The following is a 21929-nucleotide window of genomic DNA, read 5'->3' on the forward strand; positions in this document are numbered from 1 at the left end:
CAGGGTCGCATGCTATAATTCCCTCCCCATGGGAAATTCCATCGTCATCAAGGGCGCCCGCGAACACAATCTCAAGAACATCGACGTCGAAATTCCCCGTGATCAGTTGGTCGTCATCACGGGTTTGAGCGGATCGGGCAAATCGTCGCTCGCCTTCGACACGATCTACGCCGAGGGTCAGCGGCGCTATGTTGAATCGCTGTCCGCCTATGCGCGCCAATTCCTCGATCAAATGGGCAAGCCCGACCTCGATTCGATCGAGGGCCTGTCGCCGGCCATCTCGATCGAACAAAAGAGTACGAGCCACAATCCCCGTTCCACGGTCGGGACCGTCACCGAGATTTATGATTATCTCAGGCTGCTCTTCGCGCGCGTCGGCCGGCCGCATTGTTTCCAATGCGGTCAGGAGATCACGGCCCAGACCGTTCAGCAGATGGTCGATGCGATTTTCGCCCTGCCGGAAGGCATGAAGTTCCAGGTCCTTGCGCCGATCGTTCGGGGGAGAAAGGGCGAATATCGGAAAGAACTGCTGGAGATGCGCCGCGCCGGCTATGTCCGCGCCCGCGTCGACGGCAAGCTTGTCGATCTCGCCGACGACATCGCCCTCGACAAGCAGAAAAAACACACGATCGAGATCGTCGTCGACCGGTTGGTGATGAAGCCGGGCGACGCGCTGATGCGCCGGCTTGCCGATTCGGTGGAGGCGTCGCTGAAATTGTCCGGAGGCTTGGTCGGCGTGCTGACCGACGAGGGCAAGACGCTGCTCTACAGCGAGAATCTGGCCTGCATCCGATGCGGCGTCAGTTACCCGGAGGTGACGCCGCGCATCTTCTCGTTCAACAGCCCGCACGGAGCCTGTCCCGCCTGCGACGGCATCGGGTATGCCGTGACGCCGGGCTGTCCGGAGGACGAGGATCTCACGCTGCTGGAACTCTGCGACGTGTGCAAAGGGGCGAGGTTGCGGCCCGAAAGTCTGGCCGTCAAAGTGGCCGGAAAATCGATCGCGGCCGTCACCGAACTGTCAGTGCGGGCCGCGGCCGACTTTTTCAGCGGCTTGAAGTTCACCGATAGGGAACTGGTGATTGCACATCGAATTCTAAAAGAAATACGCGAGCGCCTCGGCTTCTTAGTCAACGTGGGGCTCGATTATCTGACACTGGATCGGACGGCGGCCACCTTGTCCGGCGGGGAGGGTCAACGAATCCGATTGGCCACTCAGATCGGATCGGGTCTCGTCGGCGTGCTCTACATTCTGGATGAACCGTCGATCGGACTGCACCAGCGGGACAACCGACGGTTGCTGCAAACGCTGTTGCGGCTGCGGGATCTCGGCAATACCGTCGTCGTGGTGGAGCACGACGCGGAAACGATGCTGGCGGCCGACCACATTGTGGACATGGGACCGGGGGCCGGCTCGCATGGCGGGCACGTCATCGCGCAGGGCAGCCCCAAGCAGGTCATGGACGATCCTCGTTCCTTGACCGGACAGTATTTGCGGGGAACGCAAACCGTTGCCGTGCCAAGCCGGCACCGAAAACCCAAAGGGTTCCTGTCCGTCGTCGATGCGCGGAAACACAATCTCAAGGGCGTGACGGCCAAGATTCCTCTCGGGTTGTTGACCTGCGTCACGGGGGTCTCGGGTTCGGGCAAGAGTACGTTGGTGCTCGAAGTCCTGTTTCACTCCCTGTCCCAGTTGCTGTACCACAAGAAACCGAAGATCGACGGGTGCAAGGAATTGCGCGGCGTCTCCGCGCTCGACAAGGTGATCGACATCGATCAGTCGCCGATCGGGCGCACGCCTCGTTCGAATCCCGCGACCTACACGGGATTGTTCGGGTATATCCGCGATCTTTTCTCCAACCTGCCGGAATCCCGGATGCGGGGTTATAAGCCCGGCCGGTACAGCTTCAACGTCAAAGGCGGCCGTTGCGAAGCCTGCCAGGGCGACGGACTCATCAAGATCGAGATGCATTTTCTGCCGGACGTGTACGTCACCTGCGAAGTCTGCAAAGGGCAGCGGTACAATCGGGAGACCCTCGAGATCTTGCATAAGGGAAAGAGCATCGCCGACATCCTGAACATGACGGTCGACGACGCGCTGGAATTTTTCGAGCACATCCCGCTGATCAAAGCGAAGCTCCAAACCCTGCACGACGTCGGGTTGCATTATGTGAGACTGGGACAGTCGGCCACGACGCTGTCCGGGGGTGAGGCCCAGCGAGTCAAACTGTCGCGCGAGTTGTCGAAGCGGGCGACCGGCCGTACGATGTATATCCTGGACGAACCGACCACTGGATTGCATTTTGCCGATGTCCAGCGCTTGCTCGATGTGCTCGACCGGCTGGTCGAAGCGGGAAACACCGTGCTCGTCATCGAGCACAATCTTGACGTCATCAGGAATGCCGATTGGATCATCGACTTGGGGCCTGACGGAGGAGACCGGGGAGGCCAGATCGTTGCGGAAGGCCCACCGGAAGATATCGCCGCGTCGAAACGGTCGTACACGGGGCAGGTATTGAAGGAAGCGGGGCTATGAGGAGCCTAGCTCTGCCGTAAGGCGGTGCCTGTCGCCGTTCGGAAATTTCAAAGGCAGGACAAGAAAGCGGGTCCTGTCGCGGCGAACAGCCCCACCGTGCTCACTCCACCAATCCCCCAGTGGGTCCCTTCCGTTCGCACGGTGGGGCACCCAGCTCGCCACGCCACCCGCGAGGTGAAGCAATTGACACGTTGCCTGGACCTCGTCATTGGTCCCATGCGCGGTACCCAGTCAGGAAGTCTTCACAAAGATAGAATCGAACCGGCTTCGAGGGACAAGTTGTCCACGATGTCCTAACCAATTAATTAAAAAAAGAAAAAACATCGATCCCTTCTCTCATTCTCTGACAAGCTGTCAGTCTCATCCAAGCCTCAGCTGCTCACATCACACAGTCCGATCGAGCTGAATCCTCACGATTTCCCAAGAATTGAACTCGTTGCCGACGAAAGTCTTTTCTGGCCCGTCCCTTGCGTTGTACCAGGGCGTGATGAAGGGCGGCGGAAGAACAATCTTCTGATGGCCCGGGCGGGAGACGAGAGGAGGGCCTCGATATGAAGCGATTACTGAACTGGACAGTCGCCTGTGGGGATGGGCTTTGCCAGGATGCGGCATCTAGGCATGGCGCCTATCTCTTGTCTTTAGACCGTGCCCTGAAGGATGGACCGGATCGGACTTCGAACCAGGCGGGGCAGCCTGGCTCGCAACATGACCGATCTGGGACTGTGTCGAAATAATCGTATCGAACAATAAGATGTATAGGGGGCTCGATACGCTATGCGGATACTGGGACAAACGGGTCGTTCACTGATCGAGATCTTCAAGCGTCGTCGAATGGCCACGCTTCAACCTGTCGATCAGCATTTGCACGGACCACATGAAGCGCCCTGTGAGGAGCTGGAGGCGGGAGTGGAGTATGGCGACGGATTTATTTCCCGGATGATCCAGCTTTCGCAGATGCCGAGGATTCGCTCTCCAAGAGACAGGAACACGTTTTCAATACGATCGGTGCCTACGCGACCGGCTTATGGTGTGTGAGGGATGGCGCGGTCGGTGGTTGATTAGATAGGCCACCTGCCGCCCTGGGTCACTTAGCCGAAGAGAGGTGTGTGATGGGAACGTTGGGAAAAGGGTTTCTCTTATGGATTCTGGGCATTCCAGCCGGAGTCATCATGCTCCTCTGGCTGCTGGGAATCCTGCGTTAACGATCGGGGCGGTCTTCGCGTCGTTAGCAAGGGATAAAAGTCCGGTTGCAAAACCGCAAGGAGGTACGGGATGTCATACATGAAGGTGTTTGCCGCTGGCGTCGGGATCACGATGGGTCTGTTGGGAGGCCTGCCGGCCCAGGCCGCGGACGTCGAAATGCAGGTTGTGGACAAGAACTGCTACATCGAGATTTTCGAGGACGACAACTATGATGCCGATGACCCGCACATCAAGATTCAGGGACCAAAAGAGTTCGCAACGTTAAAAAGTTTGCAGGGAAAGGACTGGGCCAATGACATTGAAAGCGTGATCGTGGGTTCCAATGCCACCGTGTATGCGTATGAGGACAAGGATTTCAAAGGGACGGAGATTGTGTTTGCTCCGGGTCAGAAAGTGCCGAATCTTGGGAAGCTCGATATGGCCAACGACATCGAGTCCATGAAGATTGTCTGCGGTAAATAGCATCGCACGTCCGTGATCTCGTCGCCGTGACGTCACGTCGCGGCGACGAGATCCGTCAACCCCGTCCAGGCTCCCCGGCTCCATCGCGACCAGCCGTCATCCACCACCCTCGCGAGCACCGAGAAACTCGCCGATCGGCGCTAGCGGCTCGATGTGGTCGCAGAAGATCTTCACGCCGACCATCAAGGGCACGGCCACGAACGTGCCGCCGATTCCCCAGATCCAGCCCCACAACATGAGGGCGACCACAATAATCACCGGATTTAACTCAAGTCGATGTCCGACGATCATCGGATTGACGAGCGTACCCTCGATGACGGCGAGCGCCCAATACAAACCGCCGACGGTGAGAATCTGTCCCAGGTCGTCGAACGTCACCGCCGCAACGAGCGTCACCACGCTGACTCCGATCATGTGGCCCAGATAGGGAATGAACGTCAGCATCGCCGCCATGACCCCCCAGAGCGGCGCATTGGGCATGCCCAGCAGGTGCATCCCCACGCCGACGGCGATGCCTAGTGCGATATTGATTCCGCTGACTGTCACGAGGTAACGAGCCAGGCGGTGTTCGATCTCGCGGACGATTTCCACGGCCCGCTTCTTATCCTCGAATGTCGGAAGGATCTTGACCAATTTTTCCAGAAAGAGATCTCCCGAGGAGAGCAGGAAGAACAGCAAGATGAGCATCGTCGCCCCGCCCATCAGCAGCTCGCTCGTGATCGTGAACATCCTGGCGGGCCAGATTCCGTTGTGGATTTCGACTTTCTGGACTTTCTTCGCCTCATCCAAGGTCGTGGCCGTGGCGATCAGTTCACCGGCCTTACTCAATTCCTGCATCGGCTTTTTGATCACGCGCAGTTTGTACTCGGCTTCTCGGAACACGTGAGGGGCTTTCTCCAGCCACCCGGCCGCGGGTTCGGCCAAGAACGTCATCCCGTAACCGAGTCCGAAGACGACGATCGACAGGAGGAGGGTCGCGGAAACCGGTTCCGGGACGTGTATCCGTCTCAGCCAACGTGGAATGGGAGCCAAGAGCACGGACAACATCACGGCGATGGTGAGAGGCAGGAACACGACTTGGCCCAGATGCAACGTATAGAGAAGAGCCAGGATAAACAGCCCGGTGAGCGCAACCGAGCGAATGGTCTGTCCGCCGGAAGGTGGGATGTCCCCCTGGATATTCGGCGGACGAGGCTTGTCGCCCGGAGGAAGACATGAATCGACCGCCTGCATGACCCCCTACCCTTCCCCTTACGCGCTCCTCGCATGAATCGCTGTGATCACTCTAGGGGGACGGTGCAGAGCCGAAGGACTGGATAAATCCCCAGTCTCGGTCGGGGACTGCCCCGGGCGTACGAGCTTGCAGGAGGGAAATACCGATCATACAATGCGGCCATCGTTCACGTCCGACGGTACTCGGAGGATTCGATGCCACGGAAAAAAACGCCAGGTTCGAACAAGTCGCAACCGGAGACGCTTCGATCGCCTTCGCCGCCCGCCGATCACGTGGAAGACTTCGAAAAGCTCGGCCTGTTCTATCTCGGCCGCCCGTATGACCTTGCCGGCAGGCGGGCCGAGCCGGGGTGGTTGCTCTACGATTCGAAGGACCTCGTGACCCACGCGGTCTGCGTCGGCATGACCGGCAGCGGAAAGACCGGCTTGTGTCTGGCGCTCCTTGAAGAAGCCGCCATCGACAATATTCCGGCCATCATCATCGATCCGAAGGGCGATTTGGGCAATCTGTTGTTGACGTTCCCCAACCTCACGGCGGACGATTTCCGCCCCTGGATCAACGAGGATGAGGCCGTGAATAAGGGGCTGTCCACTGCCGACTATGCCGCAGCACAGGCGAAATTGTGGAAAGACGGACTTGCCGCCTGGCATCAGGACGGCGCCAGGATCCGGCGTTTGAGGGAAGCCGCGGACTTCGCGATCTACACTCCGGGAAGCCATGCCGGCCTGCCGGTCTCGATTCTGAAATCGTTCACGGCGCCGGCTCCGGACGTCCGGCAGGACACGGAGCTATTAGCGGAAAGGATCGGTACGACCGTCACCGGCCTTCTGGGATTGCTTGGAGTCGCGGCCGATCCGATTCAGAGTCGCGAGCATATTCTCCTGTCGTCGATCCTCGATCACGCCTGGCGCAAGGGGGACGACCTGGACCTCGCCGAGCTCATCCATGCCATTCAGTCGCCACCGGTCTCCAAAATCGGGGTGTTGGACGTCGAATCGTTTTTCCCGGCCAAGGACCGCTTCGCGCTGGCCATGAAACTGAACAATCTGCTCGCGGCCCCGGGCTTCCAGGCGTGGATGGAAGGCGAAGCGCTGGATATTCAGCGCCTGCTCTACGGTCCGACGGGCAAGCCGCGTCACGCGGTCTTTTCCATCGCACACTTGAACGACGCGGAGCGAATGTTCTTCGTCACGCTGCTGCTGAGTCAATTCGTGGGATGGATGCGGGCGCAATCGGGCACGACGAGTCTGCGGGCATTGCTCTACATGGACGAGATTTTCGGCTATTTCCCGCCGGTGGCCAATCCGCCGTCCAAGCTGCCGCTGATGACGCTGCTCAAGCAGGCCAGGGCCTTCGGCGTCGGGATCGTCCTCGCGACACAAAATCCCGTGGATCTGGATTACAAGGGACTCGCCAATACCGGCACGTGGTTCATCGGCCGATTGCAGACCGAGCGGGACAAGGCGCGGGTGCTCGAGGGGCTCGAAGGCGCGTCGCTCGGCGCCGATCACCCGTTCAATCGGAGCCGGATGGAGCAGTTGCTGGCTGGACTCGGCAGCCGGATTTTTCTCATGAACAACGTGCATGAGGACGAACCGGTCGTTTTCGAGACCCGCTGGTGTTTGTCCTATCTGCGGGGACCGCTGACCCGTTCACAGATCAAACGACTCATGGACGAGCAACGCAATGACCGGGAACGACCGGCATCTCCGCCCGCCGCCCTTGCACCGGTTGGACGTGAAAAGGGCGGCGCTCGTCCGGTGCTGCCTCCGGACGTTCCTCAACAGTTCATTCCGGTGCGCGGCGCGCCGCCCGAGCGTGGCGAACTCGTCTATGTGCCCATGGTGGCAGGGGTGGGACGGATCAGGTTTTCCGACACAAAGATGGGCTTCGACGAGACGCAAGAGGTGGCCGCTCTGGTTCCGATCGGAGAAGGCGCGCTGCCGGTCCGATGGGATCGCGCGTCGACGGTTTCATTGTCCGTCGAGGACTTGGAGTCCAATCCAATGGACGGGGCGATCTTTCTTCCCGTTCCAGCCGGCGTGGTTACGGCCAAGAGTACGGCCGGATGGAGCAAGGAGTTCGGGGCCTGGCTCTTCCGCACGCAGAGCCTGACCTGTCTCAGAAGTCCCAGCATGAAAGTGGTGTCGAAACCGGGAGAGTCCGAACGGGATTTTCGGGTCCGTCTTCAGCAGATCGCCCGCGAACAGCGGGACAAGTCGGCGGAAGCCCTGCGCCAGAAATACGCGCCCAAGCTGGCTTCGCTGAGAGATCGGATGAGACGGGCCGAGCAAACGCAGGAGCGGCAACGGGCCGAATCCAGGTCCAGCCAAGTGCAGGCCGCCATCACGGTCGGAGCCTCGATTCTCGGGGCATTCCTCGGACGCAAGACGATCAGCGCGGCCAACGTGGGGCGGGCCACCACGGCGATTCGTGGCGCGGGCCGGGCGATCAAGGAAGCACAGGACGTGAGCCACGCGGAAGAAAACGTCGGCGCGCTCCAGCAACAGCTGCTCGGCATGGAACAGCAGCTCAAGTTGGAGACCGACGCGCTGGCAGCCTCGCCAGATCCGCTGAACGAGGCGCTCGACGCGCTTGCCGTCCGCCCGAACAAGTCCAACGTGACGGTCACGCTCGTGACGTTGGCCTGGGTGCCTCAGTGGAGGGATCAGCAAGGAGCGCTGAGCGAGGCTTGGGCCTAGCGGAGGGGAACGTCGCCCGTTATCCGCTTCCATGCGAGTAGAGCAGGTCGAAGAGGCGATCATCGGCCAGCCCCGTCTCCGCGGCGACATCGAGGAACACCTCGTTGACCGTGTGCAAGCCAAGTTTGCGATAGGATTCGAACTGCGATTCGTCGAAAAACTGATCGCCGGTCGATTCGTGCGGAAATTCCGGATGGCTCGCCGCATAGTCGAGCACGTCGGTCGGTTCCCGACCGGTCAGCGATGGCTTGAGATACAGCAAGAGGCCGCTGGTCGCCCCGGGATCGACCAGGTCATAGCGGATTCGTCCGACCGCGTGGCGGCGCTCGCTGTAGGGTGAACCGGCCTTGCGCCGCACCTTCTCGACGTCCAACTCGATTTCAATGCCCAAATCGATTCGAATCTTTCGGATGGCGTTGCCCAGGTCGGAAAATCTCGAGAGCTGGTCGCAGCCGGCGTCGCTGACGACGATGATGCGGCATCGCCGCCGGACCATCTCGTAGAGCGCGAGATTCTCGAAGTGCCCACCGTCCGAAAGATAGACGTAGCGCCGCTCGTCGTTGGTCAATCCGAAGGCTTCGGACAGGAGGGGTCCCACGGCAAACTCCGGGCAGGATCGGCGATAGGCCGTCTTGCCCGCTTCTCCGGGATTTCCGAGCCACCATCCGAGCCTGATATTGAACAGCGTCAACAGCAGGGTTACCGCGGGAGACGAATGATAGCCCATGTTGGGACTCGCGGCGGCGCCTGAGATGGCCAGTGCGGTGCCGATCGTGATGGCCTGATTCACCGCGGGGTTCTTGCCGTATTCCTTGGTCAGACGGTAGCCGCCCGGCGTCATGTTGCCGCTGCCGCAGTGCAGCGGGCTGACGGTGAACGATTGGGCCTTCCGTTGCTGCCATGCCAGGTTTTTCCCACGCACGAGGTTCAGAGCGATATTGACGACGTGGAAGGGGCGCTGAACCGCGGCGCCTTCCGGGGCGAGGTCTGCCATCTGAAAATTGTCGTGGGAATCGAATCCGGTGAAGGGATTCGGGACGCGTTTGAATCCGCGCGAAGCCCCCAGATAGGCGCGTATCAGCCGGTTTCGGTACATGGCATGGAGCGAAAACTTGTTGATATTGATGTAGAACGACATCAAGACGGCGAACAGCGCCAGGCCGATGATGTATTGACCGATCTGAAGCGCCGGCGCGCTCTGCAGCACGGCGGCGTTCACCCGGGCGAGCGTCATCAGCACCAGGACGACCGTCAACGGCGCAAGCAGGAGCACATATCCTTTCGCTCCGATTTTTGCCAACAGGCTCGGCCGCTCATGGTCCTGCTTGCCCGCCGTTCGTGCGCTGAATCCCAGGGCGATCGTCACGATGCCGGTGATACCTCCCGCCGACGTCAGCCAGCCGGGGATCTGTGCCAGCACCAGGGGTCCGAAGATCACGATGCCGCACATGCCGGTCCAACTCACGGTGGCGATCAGCACCCAGGAACCTGAGCGCCCCCACCATTCGCGGTCGTCGTCCCCCGTCGAACGGCTGGCGATGCCGATGAATACCGAGGCGGCGAGGAGAAACAGGGATAAGAATCCCGGGACGGCGCCGCAGGCGTACCAGTCTTCGAAGCGTGGAAGGCCTGATAGGGGCGCTGACTTGGACAGCGCGAGCCACAAGAGTCCGCCGCCGAGCAACCCGCTGAGGACGATGGTCAGGAGTTCGAGATAGCGCCAGACGTCGTTCCAGCGGCGCCGCAATACCAGTGCGGCGATCAGCCAGGCGACCGTATGCATGGCCGCGGCTCCTAACGAGAAGATCGCCAGACTCGACCATCCGTTGAGCGTCATGTGCTCCAAGGTTCGCTCGGCTTGCAGGTGCCAGTACCAGCCGAGCGACAGGCTGGTGACGCCCAATAGGAGGGGAGTCAGACAGAGGCCCAAGAACGCCGGTTGGCTCTCGAACCACCGCCACGACGGAGACGTCCGCAGTTTCCAAAGGCTCGGCCGGCACAAGTGGAGGTAGACGAGATGGCCCAGCAGAAAGGTGCTTCCCAGAAACGCGCAGAAGCCGGCCAGTGCGTCCGGCGCGTGACTCCTCAGCGCCGCCCGGTACAGAAGCGGAACGGCCAGCAATGCGAGCAGAAACGGAATGAAGACCAGCCAGTTGAGGACGAGATTGCGGAGATAGGTTCCCACCAGGGTCCAGGAATCGGCGGACATGAGTCCCAGGCGAGGGCTGAGATAGTTGCTGTAGGCCCGCAGATAGGCGATGGGCAGCGGTTCCACGCAGTCCGGTTGCGGTGGTTGCCGCAGCTCCTCCGCGACTCCGGCAAGACCCCGCTGGTGATTCTTGATCCAGGCGGAGAGCCAGCTGCCAATATAGCCGCCCCCTGAGACCGTCGACAAATAGTCGAACCGGTCCAATAGTTTGAGTCTCGCCAGCCCTTGGATGACGCCGAGTGCGAACGTCGCACTTCGGATGCCTCCTCCGGACACGCACAACGCCGCCTGGCGGCGCGGAAGGCCATGGATGCGGGCGTAGGCGGAGGCGAGCCGATCGGCGTCGGAGGCAGCGGGATCCCCGGCCGGCAGCGGCCCGTGGAGGGCTGCATATTCCTCCTCCAGCACCCTGGAAAGGGGATAGGGACCGTGTTCCTGTGCGTCCGCCATGACCCCCCGGCGCCCGTTACTGGGCTTCGATGAAGTTGACGATCCGATGCTTGTATTGCTCGACCACCTTGCGCGCCGCTTTGACGAGCAGAGCCCCGTGGCACGGCGTCTTGATCTTGAATAGGGTCGGAATCAGGGCGACCGCTTGCTTGATCTGGAGCGGTGTCACGTCCGCGGCGAAGTCGTCGCGGCAGGATTCGGGAAGATCCTGATAGCCGGTCCATTCGGCGTCGACATGCTTGAGCACGACGATTCTCAGATGCGCAAAATCAGGCAGGATCACGCCCTGCGTCCGCAGGCTGTGCCAGAGGAGCGTCTGATACGTGTTGGCCCGCTCCTCCATGATCCCGACGACGCGCGAGGGATCTTCGCGGAAGACTTGAAAGCCCTTGTCGTTGTGGTCGAGGGCGGCGGCTCCGGCGTCGAACGGGAACGAGGTATCGATGACGATGATCAGGCCCCGCTTCGGCGAACCCTGCGGGATTTTCTTCAGAAACAAGGTGGTCAACGATTCCGTGCCGAGGTTGTCGAATAGTCCGCCGTCCCCGATGTGCAAATACCTCGGTGTTCCTTCGATCTGATAGGTGACCGGGCCGACGACGGGTGGAAACGAAGCCGAGGTGGCGACGGCGAGCGACAGCCGAAGGTTTCTATAGTCCGCCCCGATACGTTCGAAGGTCAGAGGGAGAAACTGCCGGCTCGCCTCGTCCAAGCCTTTTTGGATGATGGCCATGCCCTCGGGCGTGAGCGGGACGGGCCGGTTCGGGTTTTTCAATTCCTTGGTGAGGAGGCTGATGAAGTCGTAATCGAAATCGGCGGCGGGTAACGTGGTAAACGCGAAACGCTGGCCGGAGTTATAGACCGTACCGTTGAGAATGACCCGGGGAATGTCGCCGCGGAGTTCGCGCTCGTACAGCTGGGCGAAGGTGATCTCATCCAGAAACTGTGCGTCCCACACCTCCGACAGCGAGTAGGCCAACTTAGTCGGATTCAGCGCGCGGAAATACGTCAGTTGCCGGATCAGTCCCCGCTCCTGGAAATTGGTTTGCATGGCCTTCTTATAGTCGGAGAAAAATTCACGGTAGCGCGGGGAGAGTCCCTGTTCGCCCAGGACCGCCTCGGATTTCGGCGGCTTCTTGGCTACGTAATAGGCGGTCGCCAGGCTTCCTCCCGAGACGCTCGACATGTAGCTGACCGTCTCGAGCACGCTGCGTGCGCTTCCTTTGAATTGCACCGGCGTTTCCGCGAGCGCTTCCAAGGCGCCGGCCGCGAACGTCGCCGCTCTGCTCCCACCGCCGGAGACGGCCAGGCCGACCATGAAATCCTGGTCGGGCAGGGGAGCGAACAAAGCCTCCGCGCCCTGCGGTTGTGCCGGCAGGTGTTGGATCTTGGCGAAGCATCCGGTCAAGACCAATCCGGCGCTCACGAGCATGGTGGCGAGGATACTCTTCATATGGTGACCTCTCGAATCGACCCGACTGGTTCCATGATTCTCAGTGCCCCTGCGTCGCGGGCGGTTTCACTTGCAGATAGCAATAGCCTCCGTGCTCGACCAGCTTCTTGGCCGTGACTCCTGCGGCGGTTTCCAGGGACGCCGCCAACGTCTCATTGCCCGTTCCGGCCACGCTGCCTCCCCGGACGGCCTCGCCCACCTTGGTCATGACGACCGCTTCGACCCGCAGGGCATCGCGCGTCACCCGAGCCATGCCGGAAAGCGGAATACCCGATTGATCGGGCCGGAGCTCCGGAAAGGGTCGTTCCGCCGCCCAGTCGACCTGCAAGGCGGTTGCACCTTCGACGGCCGGTACTTCGAAGGCCGCGTCGAAAAACGCTTCGATAAAAATCCTGGTCAGATCTGCGCCGATCCGTTGAGAGGTGGCGGTGCTTCCCGGTTCCGCCGTGAAGGCGTCCGATTCCAGGCTCGCCTGGAATGGCAACCCGGGAAACAGAAAACTGCGTCCGCTTCGATCGACGAACCCGACGGAGGTGGCCGGCCTGACTCCGCCGGCCGTCTCTCCGGGAGGCGGCTCAGCCTCGACAAGACGAAGATTGCCGAAATAGGCCTTGTTGTACGCAACGAGCAATCGGGCGAATCGGGACGCTCCTTTTGCAAGGTCCTCTTCCTCCACGTCGATTCGCTCTTGCCAGAGACGTGCCGCGGCGACGACTCCCTTCAGCGAGACAATGTCCAATGACCGGCCTTTGTCTTGGATCAAGCCGGCCACGAGGTCTTGAAGATTCGAAAGTGAATCGCCTGCCACGGGGTCGCGCTCGCGGACTTTCCTGATCAGAGCCCGCACCGGTGTGATCGGCTCATCATCCGCTTCCGGATCGCTGTCTCGAACTTGCGCAAGGCAAGCGCGGAATTGACGGGAAAGCACCGGTTCTGCCGCCAGCCGCTCGCGATAGGATTGCAGATGGAGATCGAACGGCTTCGGTCCGTCGGGACCCGTGGATACGCATCCGACACATACGGCGGTTGCCACCGTGCAGAGGAGAAGCCGGACGGATTTCCCGCACGCCTCGGCGCGGACGGGGGCAGTCGGCCGATCGACTGACTGCGGCAACCCTTGAGGAAAGAGCCTCATTGGATACGAACAGGATCTTTTCCGATCCACATCTAGTGCTTTTTCAGCATGAGCCGGTCCGTCCAGGCCAACAGAATGGCCGAACTGAGGAAGGTCACATGGATGAAAATTTTCCATTTGATGTGTTCCGGATTCTCGTTGGCCACGTCGACGAAGGCCTTGAGCAAATGGATGCTTGAAATACCGATCAGGGAGGCCGCGAGCTTGATCTTGATCGTGCCGGGATCGACATGGGTCAACCAGTCCGGCCGATCCGGATGGGTCTCAAGATTGAGTTTGCTGACGAACGTCGCATAGCCTCCGATGATCACCATCGTCAGGAGATTGGCCACCATCGTCACGTCGATCAGACCCAACACCCCCAACATGAATTCCGTTTCTTGCAATTGCCGGATATGGATCGCCATCTCCCACAATTCGACGAGAAACTTATACGCGTACAGCAGTTCGGCGATGATCAGGCCCCCGTACAACGGCGCTTGAATCCAGCGGCTGGCAAATACGACGGTTTCGAACGCGTGCTCAATAGGATGGATGACCTCCTGGCTGGATTCGAGAGCATTATCGGACGCGGGGGGAGTTCCGCTGGACATAATATCTCCTCAGGGCATGGATCCGTGCGAATAGGTTCGCGTGGAAGTATGGGAACGGATGGTCGCCTGCCATAGGCTGCTTGCCGGACCGATCCAAGTGAGCGGTATCCTAGTGGCGAGCGGCGATGCTGTCAATTGTTCGAGCCGTCCTCGCAACCTGGATCGCGTGGCAAGAACATCGGAGCGATGATGGTCATGTCGGGTCCGCCGGCGCCCAGGTGGACGGGTTACTTGGAGGGAAGCGGTGCGCTGAGATTTTTGAAGCTTCCGGCGTAGAAGGCCGCAACCTGAGACCGTCGTCCGATCTGAAGCTTGGAGTAGATATTTGCCAGGTAGTTTTTGACGGTCTTTTCGCTCAAATTCAACTGTACGGCGATCTCCTTGTTGGTCAACCCCTCGGCGACAAGCGGCAGCAACCGTTGCTCCTGCGGCGACAACAGGGGGCGCTTCGACGCTCCCGACTGCGCCGGGCCATGCTTGATCAGGTGCAGCGTGTACTTGGTCAGTCGGGGATCCATCAGCGGCTGACCCGACGCCACCGTTTTGATCGCCTTGACCAGGGAATCGGACGCGATGTCCTTGAGCACGTACCCCTGTCCTCCGGACAGGATCGCCTCCAGAACCGTATGGTCGTCCGCAAAACTGGTCAGAAACAAGACCCGGGTATTCGGACAGGCCGCTAGAATGTCGCGCGCGGCCTCCACGCCGCTGCCGTCGGGGAGGCGGATGTCCAGGAGGACCAGATCGGGTTTGAGTTTGAGGCTGAGCTGCTTGGCTTCGTCCTTTCGGGAAGCCTGGCCGACGACCTTGAGGCCGGGCGTCAGATCCAAGACGGCGCCCAAGCCGATCCGCACGACCTCATGGTCGTCGACGATCAAGAGCCGAATGGGTGCGGTGCGTGCGGCCATTACGACTCCGTTTGCGACAGATCCACGGTGATGCAGGTGCCCTGATCCGGCTTACTGGTCAAACGCAGCCGGGCGCCGATTTTTTTCGCCCTGGCGGCCATGTTCACGAGGCCATGACCCTGTTTGCGTTTGAGCTTGGGGACGAAGCCGATGCCGTCGTCACAGACTTGCATCCGCATGCCCGAGGCCCCCAATTGACTCAGCCGGACAGATCGATGCGTTGCCTTGGCATGACGCACGCTGTTGCTCAGCGCTTCACGTGCAATGTTCAGCAGCTGCTCGGCCTGCTCCGTGGTGATGAGGTCGAGCACACCGTCTTCGATCTCCAGCTCGGGAGGACGATGTCCGGCCGTCGAAAAGGCCGACACGAGCTGGCGTAGCGCTTCGCGAAGGTCCATCTTTGCGCTTCCGCCCCGGTTCAGCAAGGCGATGAAGTGGCGTACCTCGCTCACCAGGCGGTTCAACTGGTCGATCGCCTGACTGGCGTGGATCTTCGCTCGTCTGGGTGACTTGCCGGACGCCAGCTTGCTCGCTTCCAGCTGCATGCCCACCGCATAGAGGGACTGCAGAATGTTGTCATGCAGGTCCTGGCTGAAGCGCTCGCGTTCCTCCGTCGCGCGTTTTTGGTCGGTGATGTCCTGCACGGCCGCCAGCAGGAGAGGGCCGGGATGATTGGGTAACCCGACGCCGGTGGCCTTGACGGAGACCCAAATGACCTGTCCCGTTTTCCTGATGTAGCGCTTCTCGAGCGTATAGTCTTCCCGTATGCCCCGATAAAATTCGTCCGTGAGCTTGAGATTTGGCGCCAGATCGTCGGGATGCGTGTAGAGATCGTAGGTCCGGCCCAATAAATCTTGCTCCGCGTGACCGGTCAACCTACAGAAGGCCTTGTTTGCGGTCAGCAGCCTCCGCTGCGAGTCCAGAATCACCAGCCCCACGGGAGCCTCGGAGACAAACCGTTGCAGGAGCAATTCGCTGGCGCGCAAGGCATCTTCTGCTCGCTTGCGCTCCGAGACGTCTTCGACGACGGCGATGAAGTACGCCGGGGCGCCGGATGCGGTTCTGGCCAACGAGACGGTCAGACTGACCCAGATCCAGGTGTCGTCGCTCCGGCGGCACCGTTGCTCCGTCGAAAAGGAGGCGACCATGCCCGCCGTCAATTCGTCGAGGTAGCGAAGATTGACCGGGAGGTCGTCCGGATGCGTCAGTTCCTGAAACGTCAGGCTCTGCATGGCGGTCGAGGTGAACCCCAGTGTTTTGCACAGACAAGGATTGACGCAAAGAAACTGCCCGCCGAGGCTCCATTGGGCGATGCCGACTCCGGCATGCTCGAACAGCGTTTTCCAACGTTCTTCACTTTCCCGGACGATGTCTTCGGTCACTCGACGGGCAGTGACGTCTTCGCAGACTACGAGCACCAAGGTTCGGCCGGTGCGGTCCAGGATGCCCTGAGCCCGTTCCTTGACCCAGAACGCCGTGCCGTCCTTGCGGATTTTCTGAATCTCCCATTCAAATAACTTATCGAGGCTCTCCGTGCATACGCCGATCTGCGCGAGCACGGTCTCGTGATCCTCAGGTCTGAACACCGCGAGGACGGAGCGGCCGATCAGGTGCTGAGGCAGATAACCCAGCTGTTCCGCCCCGTAGTTGTTGACCGAAAGGATCAGGCCGTCCGGGGACAGGGTGAAGTACATGGACGGGTTGTTGTCGTAGAGCGACCGGTACCGGTGCTCGCTCTCATGCAGCGCCGAGGCGATGGTTTCCTGCTGGAGCAGGTTGTGCTCCACGTGCCCGATCACCCGTGCAAGCTGCTCATCGCAGTCCTGCATGCGGTGGTGCAGCGCCGAATACAGACTTCGGCCGAGCTCGTCGTCGGATTCGGCGGCTTGCTCCATGGCACGACGGAGGCCGGTCAATTGTGTGAGCAGAAGCTGAAAATCGGTTGCGGCGGAGAGCTCGCTGTCGGACTGCCGAATCATGGGCTGCTCCATGTCGGACGCGTCGGCCGCCTGCCGGATCGGGTATCCGATGCCGAACGGATTGCCAGGGCCGAACGGATAGGCCGCTAGCATAGAACGCTTTGTCCGTGAATTGCTAGGTCAAAGGGCGAGGGATAGGCGGGAGGCGAACGGCGACAGGACGGTTTCCTAGGTATTGGGCCCTGAGTAACTGGAACGGCCTTCCCTGATGAACCAGGCCACCGCTTCGGTGCGACGCCTGACGTTGAGCTTCTCGAAGATGTTGGCGAGGTAGTTCTTGACGGTCTTGTCGCTCAGGCTCAGATGCGCTGCGATTTCCTTGTTGGTCTTCCCTTGCGCCAGGAGCGGCACGATGAGCCGCTCTTGCGGCGAGAGTTTGGGACCCTGGCGGCCGGGACTCTCTGTCCGGTACTGCGTCCGGATCCAGTGGAGCGCCTGCTGGGCTACGCGAGGATCCAAATGGCCCTTGCCGCTGGCGACTGCGCGGATGGCCTGGATCAATTCGTCGGTGCGAATGTCCTTGAGGACGTATCCATGGGCGCCGCTCTGCACGGCCCCGATGATCGACGCGTCCTCCGCATAGCTCGTCAGGATAAGAACGCGCAGGTTGGGTGCGACGGCGAGGAGTTTACGGCAGGCCTCCATGCCGGTCGCGTCCGGCAATTTGACGTCGAGCAGGACGACCTGAGGTTTGACCCGTTCGACCACGGCCAACGCCTCCGCCACTGTCCCGGCCTCTCCGACGATTTTGAAATCTTCTTCCAGGCTCAGCAGCGAGCGAAGGCCGTGTCGGACGACCTCATGATCATCGACGATGACGATCTTCAGCGGCAGGTCTTTTGTCATAGTGCCAGGTGGTCGGGTTCCAAGGCGAATTCCACGAGAATGTGGGTCCCTTCCCCGACGTGCGAGCGGACCAACAGTCGCCCGCCGAGTTTCTTGGCTCGCGCGGACATGTTGGCGAAACCATAACCCTTTGTGCGATTGTCCCCCTGTGTGAAGCCTACCCCGTCGTCCGCGATCGCCAAACGGAGGTGGCGTCCTTGCGCGTAGAGAGAGATACTGGCACGGGTGGCTTTGGCGTGGCGGACGCAATTGCTCACCGCTTCGCGAATGATCATCAGGACCTCCCGCTTTTCTTCATTGGTCGCCAGAGCGACGGCGCGGGGCACAATATCGGTGGTGATCTGGAGCGTGCTGATTTCCCCGTAGGTCTTGATGAGGGTCTTGATCTCGGACGCGAGGTCAAATTCCTGGACGTTGCCCGATTCCAGGGTGCGAATCATGCCGCGGACCTCTTGGATCAGGGTGTTGAGCTGGTCGATAAGCAGATCATCGGTCTGATCCGCTACCGGCCGCCGCTGGGGCTGGGCCCGTCTGGTCGATTCGATGGTGAGGCCGATGGCGTACAACGACTGCAGCACGCAGTCGTGCAAGTCCCTGGTGAGTTGTCCGCGATCCTCGACCAGGGCCGCCAATCGCTGTTCCATCGTGCGTAATGCCACGGCCAGATCATCGCGGCTCTTCGCCGGGCCGAAGGTCTCCGTGGTTCCGATCGCGCTATTCATGCGTTGAGCCGATCGAAAGTGCTGCGGTCTTGTGCCGGATTGTCCGGCGCCCCTAATCACCTGTAACCCATGCGTGCGGTCACCCACGCCTCACCTCTCCCTTTCCGCCAGGCGAATCGCCCTGGCTGTCTCGGCGGCTGCACTGTGCACCGCTCTGAATGCTGGATACCTAACTATCACGGTCGTCGAATCCGATCACCTGGCGAGTCGGCCAGGTGACGGACTAGACGGGAAATGGAACCATTCGCCGCGTCTAATACGGAATTGCACCGCTGCTCAGAAGGAGGACGAGATGAGCGACTCGATGGTGGTGGCCGAGGAGAAGCGGATTTTCTTCCATGAAGGCGCGTTCTCCGTAAAGACACTGGAAACAGAATCCGAATGGTGCCAGGCATACCGGCTCCGCCATCGCGTCTTTGCCGAGCGACTCAAATGGGTGCCGGAACGTCCTGACCGGCTTGAAGCGGACATGTACGACGCCTGGAGTACCTCCATCGGCGTCTTCACCGCCGATTCGATCCTCCTGGGCTTGGTTCGCATGACGCATGCCCCGGTGCCCTTCATGCTGGAGAGTGAATTCAGTGCCTGTTTGACTGGTACGCATCCCATTCGCAAGGAACTTGATACCGCGGAAATCACCCGTCTGGCGGTGGATCCACACGTGGCCGACCGAACAGTCTCGACGCGCGTCATGCAGGCGGCCATCAAAGGCGCCTACCTCTGGTGCGTCGCGAACGACGTTCGCTATACGTACATCGTGGTGGAAGAACGTTTGCTCCGTGGCCTTCGCCTGATGGGATGGCCTTGCCAGTCCCTCGGAGCTCCGGTCTCGCTACCGCCTGCCCAAGCGGTGTCCGTCGCCGCACTGATCGATCTGGAGACGTTCCGTCTGAATGCCTCGGCGAAGCGACCGGAAGTATTGAAATGGTATTCCACCGCGGAGACGGTTTCGACCGGTGCGTCCCGCTGCGACTCGCCCGTTCGCGCCTCGGCTTCGGAAGTGGGCGACGTCCAATACGAAGCCGCCTGAGCTAAATTGGATCGCGGAGCTATTCGGATCGGGACAGGGGGAAAGGACTTGAAGCAGCGGACTGAAACTAGGCGGAGGAAATCCGTTAGACCGCGCTGGGAAGGCCGTGCAGGTTCGGCAGGCCGTGTTCGATGGCCGTTGCCACGGCCTGAGAGCGGGAGGTGACGTCGAGTTTGGAGAAAATACTCTCCACGTGGAACCGGATGGTGCGCTCGGTGACGCCGAGAATTTGAGCGATCTCCCAGTTCGTCTTGCCGTTCTTCATCCAGTTCAGGATGGTCAACTCGCGGACGGAGAGTTTTTTTACGCAGCGATCCAGCGCATAGGTGTGACGGGGTTCCGTCCTCATGAGCGCGAGATGCAGGTGGTAACCGAGGTATTCCATCAGGGGAAGGTAGCGTTCGGCTTCGAGGTCGCTCTCGCCGGCAAATGAGCAGAACGTCGCGATGCTGCAGGCTTGGTCGGCCGATCCGGTGGTGATGCCGCTTTGAAGACCGAACTCTTCCGCGGTTCGAATGAACTCTTTTTCCTTCTTGGAAGTGGCGGAGCGGTAGGTATCCTTCCACAACTGGGTCCCGGGTGCTTTCAGCGCTTTCTGAAAGACCGGGTCAACTTCGAAGAAACTGTTTTGCCAGTACAGCCGCAACCACTCGTCCGGGTAACTCACATTGACGACGTTGGCGAACCCTTCGAATCGTCCGCCGGATCCGAGTCTGGCCAAACCTCCGAGTAATCGGCTAAAGGGGAAATGGGTTTGGATCAGCTCCAATACGCCTTTGATGTCCTCGGACGTTTCCGCCTGGGCCGCGTAATGGAGGACTTCGAGCGAGTGTTCGCACTCCAACCTGGAGAGCGCCGTGAAGACCTGACCCGGGAAGGGATATTTTGAGGCTTCTGCCATGGTGACCATCCCTCAAGCAAGAGGGCCGCAAAGGACCGCAGCTGTGGATAGTATACGCCGCCTACACAAAAAAATGGAATAGAGACGTTAGGCACGACCATAGGGCTGAATAGCCCTATCTAATAATAAGTCCTGAAGCCTCTATCTCCTGTGGACAGGACAGAGGTATGTGAGTACCATCCTGAATTGCTTGTCCGGCCTCATCCTTAAGCATGATCTGGACCATTGGAATTTTTCTGTCAGTCCTCTTACAGTACTCCAATGTCGCCGCTCAAGCGCTACGGTTTCAACCGCAAGGCGCGTCCGCCACAGGCCAAGGAAACGCCTTCGTGGCACAAGCCGACGATCCCTCAGCTATCCACTATAATCCTGCCGGGCTAACTCAGGTCTCGGGCCTTCAGGCGTACATGGGGACGGCGCTTGTCGGCGGCTCGATTCATTTCACCGGTCCCACCGGCGCGACGACACGCGGAGACTTGGGAGGGAGCGTCGCCTTTCCACCTCCCAGCCATTTCTATATGAGCGCGAATCTCGGCGCGCTCGGTCTGACCGGGCTTTCCGCGGTCACGGCCGGCATCGCCGTGACCAGCCCGTTCGGACTCAATACGCGTTATCCTACGGATGGGCCGTTCAATACGGCGGTCACCTCGGCGACCTTGCCGCTCATCGACATCAAGCCGGCCGTGGCTTACAAGGTCACCGACTCCCTCTCCATTGGGCTCAATGCTGACATCTATACGTTTGCCAGCTTTCTCGGCGAAGGGCAGGCCCAGCAACAACAGGTATCGGCAGGAACGGGCGGCATACCGGCCGGTGCCTCATTGGAATTTTTCGGGAACGGTACCGGTGCCGGGTTCGCGGCGAGCCTGCTGTATGCGCCGATGAAAAGTGCCGAAGGCCTGCCGGTCCTGTCGATCGGGTTTACCTATCACAGCCAGGCGGTGTTGCCTCTCAACGGCGCGTTGCTCGTCAACGGGACCAAGGCGGCCGACGCGTCCACGAGCCTGGTGCTGCCCCAGATTTTCTCCGGAGGCCTCGCGCTGTGGCCGATTCGGACGGTCGAACGGGAGTGGAAGCTGGAGGTCGACGTCGAATACGTCGGCTGGAAATCGGCCAGAAATCTCGATATCCGTCTGTCAAACGGGGTGACCGTGCCGCAGCCGCAGCAATGGAAAAACGTGCCGGTCGTGGCCGTGGGGACCGAATATAAATGGCTGAGCCCCGAGTGGTTGCACCATTGGGAGGTCGCCGCTCGAGGCGGATACACCCGGACACAGGATCCGGTTCCCGACCAGACGTTCAATCCTGCCACGATATCCCTGACGGCCAATACGATCTCGGTCGGCGGCGGCATGCTTTGCCGCGAGGGCGGCCGATTTCTCAGTGTGATTCCGTGCGGAGGGGAATCATGGCTCTTGCCGAAGGCGATCGGCGTGGATGTGGCATATCAGGCGTGGATCTACGAATCGCGGACGGTGACGGGCAACATCAATCCGACCGTCAACGGCGACTACCGGGTCTCGGTTCAGGTGGGAATCGTGAGCCTGAGATTCGTCTATTGAGCGA

The 21929-nt window shown here is 60.5% G+C and carries 15 protein-coding genes; 5 read left to right on the plus strand and 10 right to left on the minus strand.

Features of this window, described 5'->3' with window-relative positions; genetic code table 11:
• Nucleotides 1–28: 28 nt before the first annotated feature.
• Together uvrA and NSJP_RS07275 are read left to right on the plus strand one after the other, a co-directional pair.
• Nucleotides 29–2536 (plus strand): excinuclease ABC subunit UvrA, encoded by a 2508-nt coding sequence (uvrA, locus tag NSJP_RS07270; RefSeq protein WP_080886248.1) that lies wholly within the window; start codon nucleotides 29–31, stop codon nucleotides 2534–2536.
• Nucleotides 2537–3808: 1272 nt separating this feature from the next.
• Nucleotides 3809–4201, plus strand: a complete 393-nt coding sequence (locus tag NSJP_RS07275; protein WP_080886249.1) for a beta/gamma crystallin domain-containing protein — start codon at nucleotides 3809–3811, stop codon at nucleotides 4199–4201.
• 96 nt (nucleotides 4202–4297) lie between these two features.
• Here NSJP_RS07275 and NSJP_RS07280 read toward each other — a convergent pair whose 3' ends face one another.
• Nucleotides 4298–5434 carry an AI-2E family transporter gene (locus tag NSJP_RS07280; RefSeq protein WP_080886250.1) on the minus strand — a complete coding sequence of 379 codons (1137 nt, stop codon included), beginning with the start codon at nucleotides 5432–5434 and terminating at the stop codon, nucleotides 4298–4300.
• Nucleotides 5435–5629: 195 nt separating this feature from the next.
• Between NSJP_RS07280 and NSJP_RS07285 the strand changes: the two genes are divergently transcribed.
• Entirely contained in the window at nucleotides 5630–8137 is a 2508-nt protein-coding gene (locus NSJP_RS07285; RefSeq protein ID WP_080886251.1) for an ATP-binding protein, read from the plus strand.
• A 19-nt stretch (nucleotides 8138–8156) separates the two neighbouring features.
• Here the strand turns inward: NSJP_RS07285 and NSJP_RS07290 are convergent, their stop codons facing one another.
• From NSJP_RS07290 to NSJP_RS07325, 8 genes are all read right to left on the minus strand, one after another.
• Complete coding sequence (locus NSJP_RS07290) at nucleotides 8157–10796, minus strand: patatin-like phospholipase family protein (protein ID WP_080886252.1); 2640 nt, start codon at nucleotides 10794–10796, stop codon at nucleotides 8157–8159.
• 16 nt (nucleotides 10797–10812) lie between these two features.
• On the minus strand, nucleotides 10813–12249 hold the full coding sequence (locus tag NSJP_RS07295; RefSeq protein WP_080886253.1) for a patatin-like phospholipase family protein: 1437 nt from the start codon (nucleotides 12247–12249) through the stop codon (nucleotides 10813–10815).
• Between the two features lie 40 nt (nucleotides 12250–12289).
• Nucleotides 12290–13384: a hypothetical protein gene (locus tag NSJP_RS07300; protein ID WP_080886254.1), complete on the minus strand. Its 1095-nt coding sequence runs from the start codon at nucleotides 13382–13384 to the stop codon at nucleotides 12290–12292.
• A 32-nt stretch (nucleotides 13385–13416) separates the two neighbouring features.
• Nucleotides 13417–13977 (minus strand): TIGR00645 family protein, encoded by a 561-nt coding sequence (locus NSJP_RS07305; RefSeq protein WP_080886255.1) that lies wholly within the window; start codon nucleotides 13975–13977, stop codon nucleotides 13417–13419.
• A gap of 227 nt (nucleotides 13978–14204) precedes the next feature.
• Nucleotides 14205–14885 carry a response regulator transcription factor gene (locus tag NSJP_RS07310; RefSeq protein WP_080886256.1) on the minus strand — a complete coding sequence of 227 codons (681 nt, stop codon included), beginning with the start codon at nucleotides 14883–14885 and terminating at the stop codon, nucleotides 14205–14207.
• The gene (locus NSJP_RS07315; protein WP_080886257.1) at nucleotides 14885–16957 is read right to left on the minus strand and encodes a sensor histidine kinase; all 2073 of its coding nucleotides are present in this window, start codon (nucleotides 16955–16957) and stop codon (nucleotides 14885–14887) included. Before NSJP_RS07315 ends, NSJP_RS07310 begins: the two co-directional genes overlap by 1 nt.
• 75 nt (nucleotides 16958–17032) lie before the next feature.
• Entirely contained in the window at nucleotides 17033–17710 is a 678-nt protein-coding gene (locus NSJP_RS07320; RefSeq protein WP_080886258.1) for a response regulator, read from the minus strand.
• Nucleotides 17707–18519: a sensor histidine kinase gene (locus NSJP_RS07325; RefSeq protein WP_155969971.1), complete on the minus strand. Its 813-nt coding sequence runs from the start codon at nucleotides 18517–18519 to the stop codon at nucleotides 17707–17709. Before NSJP_RS07325 ends, NSJP_RS07320 begins: the two co-directional genes overlap by 4 nt.
• A gap of 205 nt (nucleotides 18520–18724) precedes the next feature.
• On the opposite strand from NSJP_RS07325, the gene NSJP_RS07330 reads away from it, so the two are divergent.
• Nucleotides 18725–19462 (plus strand): acyl-homoserine-lactone synthase, encoded by a 738-nt coding sequence (locus NSJP_RS07330; protein ID WP_080886260.1) that lies wholly within the window; start codon nucleotides 18725–18727, stop codon nucleotides 19460–19462.
• An 85-nt stretch (nucleotides 19463–19547) separates the two neighbouring features.
• Here NSJP_RS07330 and NSJP_RS07335 read toward each other — a convergent pair whose 3' ends face one another.
• Nucleotides 19548–20363 (minus strand): helix-turn-helix transcriptional regulator, encoded by an 816-nt coding sequence (locus NSJP_RS07335; protein ID WP_172834221.1) that lies wholly within the window; start codon nucleotides 20361–20363, stop codon nucleotides 19548–19550.
• 212 nt (nucleotides 20364–20575) lie between these two features.
• On the opposite strand from NSJP_RS07335, the gene NSJP_RS07340 reads away from it, so the two are divergent.
• Complete coding sequence (locus NSJP_RS07340; RefSeq protein ID WP_080886262.1) at nucleotides 20576–21925, plus strand: OmpP1/FadL family transporter; 1350 nt, start codon at nucleotides 20576–20578, stop codon at nucleotides 21923–21925.
• Nucleotides 21926–21929 lie beyond the last annotated feature (4 nt).

Origin of the sequence: Nitrospira japonica, assembly GCF_900169565.1 — a bacterium.
GTDB classification, from domain to species: Bacteria; Nitrospirota; Nitrospiria; order Nitrospirales; family Nitrospiraceae; genus Nitrospira_C; species Nitrospira_C japonica_A.

Bases quoted from the DNA above. Each gene is read 5' to 3' on its own strand.
- NSJP_RS07340 (WP_080886262.1), top strand. From the start codon at position 20,576: ATGATCTGGACCATTGGAATTTTTCTGTCAGTCCTCTTACAGTACTCC.
- NSJP_RS07330 (WP_080886260.1), top strand. From the start codon at position 18,725: ATGAGCGACTCGATGGTGGTGGCCGAGGAGAAGCGGATTTTCTTCCAT.
- NSJP_RS07280 (WP_080886250.1), bottom strand. From the start codon at position 5,434: ATGCAGGCGGTCGATTCATGTCTTCCTCCGGGCGACAAGCCTCGTCCG.
- NSJP_RS07285 (WP_080886251.1), top strand. From the start codon at position 5,630: ATGCCACGGAAAAAAACGCCAGGTTCGAACAAGTCGCAACCGGAGACG.
- NSJP_RS07295 (WP_080886253.1), bottom strand. From the start codon at position 12,249: ATGAAGAGTATCCTCGCCACCATGCTCGTGAGCGCCGGATTGGTCTTG.
- uvrA (WP_080886248.1), top strand. From the start codon at position 29: ATGGGAAATTCCATCGTCATCAAGGGCGCCCGCGAACACAATCTCAAG.
- NSJP_RS07310 (WP_080886256.1), bottom strand. From the start codon at position 14,885: ATGGCCGCACGCACCGCACCCATTCGGCTCTTGATCGTCGACGACCAT.
- NSJP_RS07315 (WP_080886257.1), bottom strand. From the start codon at position 16,957: ATGCTAGCGGCCTATCCGTTCGGCCCTGGCAATCCGTTCGGCATCGGA.
- NSJP_RS07290 (WP_080886252.1), bottom strand. From the start codon at position 10,796: ATGGCGGACGCACAGGAACACGGTCCCTATCCCCTTTCCAGGGTGCTG.
- NSJP_RS07275 (WP_080886249.1), top strand. From the start codon at position 3,809: ATGTCATACATGAAGGTGTTTGCCGCTGGCGTCGGGATCACGATGGGT.
- NSJP_RS07305 (WP_080886255.1), bottom strand. From the start codon at position 13,977: ATGTCCAGCGGAACTCCCCCCGCGTCCGATAATGCTCTCGAATCCAGC.
- NSJP_RS07335 (WP_172834221.1), bottom strand. From the start codon at position 20,363: ATGGCAGAAGCCTCAAAATATCCCTTCCCGGGTCAGGTCTTCACGGCG.
- NSJP_RS07320 (WP_080886258.1), bottom strand. From the start codon at position 17,710: ATGACAAAAGACCTGCCGCTGAAGATCGTCATCGTCGATGATCATGAG.
- NSJP_RS07300 (WP_080886254.1), bottom strand. From the start codon at position 13,384: ATGAGGCTCTTTCCTCAAGGGTTGCCGCAGTCAGTCGATCGGCCGACT.